Origin of the sequence: Acinetobacter stercoris (genome assembly GCF_900323515.1) — a bacterium.
GTDB lineage: Bacteria > Pseudomonadota > Gammaproteobacteria > Pseudomonadales > Moraxellaceae > Acinetobacter > Acinetobacter stercoris.
Map to the genome: position 1 here is coordinate 1 of NZ_OOGT01000282.1, position 3,617 is coordinate 3,617.

At 34.7% G+C, this 3,617-nt stretch carries 2 protein-coding genes and 1 pseudogene; 1 reads left to right on the forward strand and 2 read right to left on the reverse strand.

What is annotated here, in order from left to right; genetic code table 11:
• The first annotated feature begins 62 nt into the window (after window positions 1-62).
• Complete coding sequence (locus KPC_RS18445) at window positions 63-1,448, forward strand: MFS transporter (RefSeq protein WP_121975790.1); 1,386 nt, start codon at window positions 63-65, stop codon at window positions 1,446-1,448.
• 54 nt (window positions 1,449-1,502) lie between these two features.
• Here the strand turns inward: KPC_RS18445 and KPC_RS18450 are convergent, their stop codons facing one another.
• Window positions 1,503-3,083: an ATP-binding cassette domain-containing protein gene (locus tag KPC_RS18450; protein WP_121975791.1), complete on the reverse strand. Its 1,581-nt coding sequence runs from the start codon at window positions 3,081-3,083 to the stop codon at window positions 1,503-1,505.
• Between the two features lie 287 nt (window positions 3,084-3,370).
• Window positions 3,371-3,617 (reverse strand): annotated as a pseudogene (locus KPC_RS18455) (IS5/IS1182 family transposase); the annotation flags it as partial.

Sequence of the window (3,617 nt, forward strand, 5' to 3'; positions counted from 1 at the left end):
TCTTTATTTAAAAGATAAAAGCTATTGAAAAACGCATGTCAATGCATTTGCTGGAGGGAAGTATGCAGCAAATTAATGTAACGGAAATGATCAATAACTCTAAGCTAACAGGATTTCATTGGCGAGTTATTATATTAAGTACACTCATCATTATTTTTGACGGATATGATCTGGTTATTTATGGCGTAGCTTTACCTTTATTGATGAAAGAGTGGGCGATTGATCCAGTAACAGCTGGGTTTGTTGGCAGTATCGCCTTGTTTGGGATGATGTTCGGTGCACTTATCTTTGGGACGATTTCTGACAAACTTGAACATTTGGGAGTAAGCCGTAAAAAAGTTATCTGTACATGCGTTATCCTGTTTAGTTTATTTACAGTACTTTGCGGTTATGCATCATCTGTAAAAGAATTTTCTGTTTATCGTTTCATCGCGGGGATTGGAATCGGCGGTGTTATGCCAAATGTTATTGCATTAGTGAGTGAATATGCACCAAAGAAATTTAAAAGTTTCTTCGTTACACTTATGTTTAGTGGTTATGCAATAGGTGGAATGCTCGGTGCATCTTTAGGTTCGGTATTGGTACCTTTATATGGTTGGAAAATCATGTTCATGATTGCAGGTATTCCGCTCATATTACTTTTACCAATGATGAAAATTTTACCTGAATCAATTGATTATCTTGTTAGAAAAAAACAGGATTTAAAAGTTAAAACTTTTTTAACCAAGATGGTTCCATCATATCAATATCAACAAGACCATGTTTTCGTGCTTGATTCGACTAATCAGTCAACTGAAAGTGCACCTGTAAAAATGATTTTCTCAAAAGGACGTGCATTTAGTACAGTCATGTTCTGGTGCTCGATCTTTATGACTTTGATTATGGTTTATGCATTAGGAAACTGGCTACCAAAACTCATGATTGAAGCTGGTTACAACTTGTCAAAAAGTTTGATTTTCCTTTTTGCTCTAAACGTTGGAGGTATGATCGGTTCAATTTTAGGTGGTTATTTGGCAGACAAATACAATCTAAAATATGTATTGATGACAATGTTATTAATCGGTGCTGTTTCTCTTTCATTATTGTCGCTTAAGTTTGATAGTATTGTTTTGTATTTCCTTATCGCATGTGCTGGTGCAGCTTCTATTGGTGCACAAATCATGCTATTGGCATATATGTCAAGATTCTATCCAGCAAATATCCGTACGACAGGTATTGGTTGGGGCTTGGGAATGGGACGAGTAGGAGCTATTTTGGGTCCAATTTTGACTGGTTCTTTACTGGCTTTACAATTACCGCATGTATACAACTTCTTAGCATTAAGTATCCCGGCTTTATTAGGAATGATTACTGTATTTTTAATTAACGATAAATATAGTGACGCTGCCAAAACACATACAGAAGATGTTCCAGCGAGTAACAAACCTTTACAGCAAGCAATTGATTAAAATAATTTAAAAAAACCAAGCTTATGCTTGGTTTTTTTATTTGTCTAAATCCACTTATAAAGTAAATTGATCCTGGATTTCACATAGATCAACAAATGCCTGATCATGTGAAACCAGAATGATTGCACCCTGATAGTTCTTTATTGCAGATGCTAGAAGTTGTTTAGATTCGATATCCAAGTGATTATCTGGTTCATCTAAAAGCAATAGTTCAAAAGGCAATTTCGACTGACTCATACCAAGGAGTGTGACTTTAAGCCTTTCTCCACCACTTAATTGTTCTAATGTCTGAAATACTTTATCGTTTCTTATGCGTAACTGGCCTAACAGGTTTCTCCAGCTAACTTCCTTAATATCCGGATTAAACTCATTAAGATAAGATAGGACATTAAGCTGTGAAGCATGATCATTTAAATAAAACTGTTGATTAAGATAAATACTCTGTACGTTTTTAAATATTTCACCTCCTTTGAATGTTAAATCCTGTTGAATCGTTTTTAATAAGGTTGATTTTCCTGTTCCATTAGCAGCATTCAGATGGATTTTTTGCCCTGCATGTAGTGAAAAAGAAATAGGCGTTGATGAACCATAAATAAGCTGGATTTGCTTTAATCGCAATATTTCCCCTTTTTTAATGCTACTAGATGCAAACTCAAACATTTGAGGCTTGATTATCTCAAGTTTGGATTTATTTTCCTCAATGGAAACATGGAGTTCCTCTGATTGTTTGGTTTGTTGTTTTTTCACATGATTCAATGTTTTCTGAGCCGAATTCATTTTCATATCTAAAAACATTTTGTGTTGAGAACCATCTCTCAGTTTTTTCCCTGAGTGTTGACGTTTTTCAGCCTTCATACGGGTTGCATGTTGTTTTAGCTGGATTCTTTTCAATTCTGATTTGTTAAATTCATGTTGCTTTTCAAATGAATTAATTTGTAACGTTTTTTGTACTGAAAAATCTGAGTAATGACCAGAATATTGCTGTAGACCGAGTTGATTTAATTCAAAAATACAATCAACAGATTCAAGCAAATCCAGATCATGACTGACAATCAGGGCACCTGCAGTGTGTTGTTGAAGACAAGTTAATAACCACTTTCGGCTGTTTTGGTCGAGATGATTACTGGGTTCATCTAAAAGAAGGTAATGATCTTTAAGTAAAAATAATCGACAAAGAGCTAATTTCGTTTTTTGACCTTCGCTTAAATGATCAATTGAATAGTCAAATGATATAGGCAGATCTGCATTTGCAAGTATTTGTCGCCACTCCTGTAAAAGATGCCATTTCCCATCAACAATATCGTAATCATTAAAATGAGCAGATGCGTTTTCAATACGCTGAAATGCCGTCGTATATATGTCTATTTCTAGCGCCTCAGCTATGGTTTTTGCCTGAATTCTATGTAGTTGAGACAGTTTAGCGTATTGAACTTGCCAATTGATATGACCTGTATACGAATTAGAAAATGAAGGATTATTACTTAATAATTCGATGAGTAAAGATTTACCTTGACCATTTCTTCCTGTTAAAGCAGTGATTTTTGAGGCTGGGAGCTGAAAATTTAAACCACTGAATATTTTTTGATGATCGAGTTCTAAAGTTAAATGTTGAATAATACATGCCTGTTTGGTCATAAATGACTCCATAACACAGGATGCGCAAAATAAAAGTATTTTTTAATATGAGAAGAACAATGCCTTGTTTAATAAGTCTATTTTGCACATCAAAATACAAAAGGTGAATTTGATTTGATGAAAAATGACTTACTTCATTGGCAGGATCTCTAAATAGATTTTTGCCAAGCATACTCATTGTTTTCTTTTTAGTCAACAGGCATATTTTTGAGTAAATTAATCATTTAATCAGGATGGCTTTGTTGCATAAATAAAAATAAAGATGAGTCAGTCTATCTTCCCGATATTTATGCAACAGCGACTGTTTGGGCTGTACCGAGTTGAGTAAATTTATTCAAAATATCGACTCTGATTTGCAAGTCGACTACCTGACGATTAAAGCATCGGCTAGACACCCCTTGTCCAAGCCGTTTAAATGCAAACATTTTGGCTTCTATTCGTGAACGTTGATGATAACCAATATCTCTTTTCCACTGCTTTCGTCCCTTGTTCCAACAGGCTTGTACTGCATGATTCCTTGCTCTGCCAATTTCA